Source organism: Serratia sp. TSO36 (assembly GCF_057808395.1).
The window spans coordinates 1-311 of the sequence record NZ_JBJZOU010000050.1 but is presented as its reverse complement, the minus strand read 5'-3'; the positions used below and the strand labels follow the sequence as shown (position 1 = coordinate 311).

Sequence of the window (311 nt, the reverse complement as noted above, 5' to 3'; positions counted from 1 at the left end):
TGCTCGTTACTTTTTCATCAGACAATCTGTGTGAGCACGCCACTCGAAGCAATATCTTTAGGTAAGGAGGTGATCCAACCGCAGGTTCCCCTACGGTTACCTTGTTACGACTTCACCCCAGTCATGAATCACAAAGTGGTAAGCGCCCTCCCGAAGGTTAAGCTACCTACTTCTTTTGCAACCCACTCCCATGGTGTGACGGGCGGTGTGTACAAGGCCCGGGAACGTATTCACCGTAGCATTCTGATCTACGATTACTAGCGATTCCGACTTCATGGAGTCGAGTTGCAGACTCCAATCCGGACTACGAC

Annotated in this window: 1 rRNA gene; it reads right to left on the bottom strand. The window is 50.5% G+C overall.

Features of this window, described 5'->3' with window-relative positions:
• Positions 1-62: 62 nt before the first annotated feature.
• Positions 63-311, bottom strand: a 16S ribosomal RNA gene (locus ACK3CV_RS25395); the annotation flags it as partial.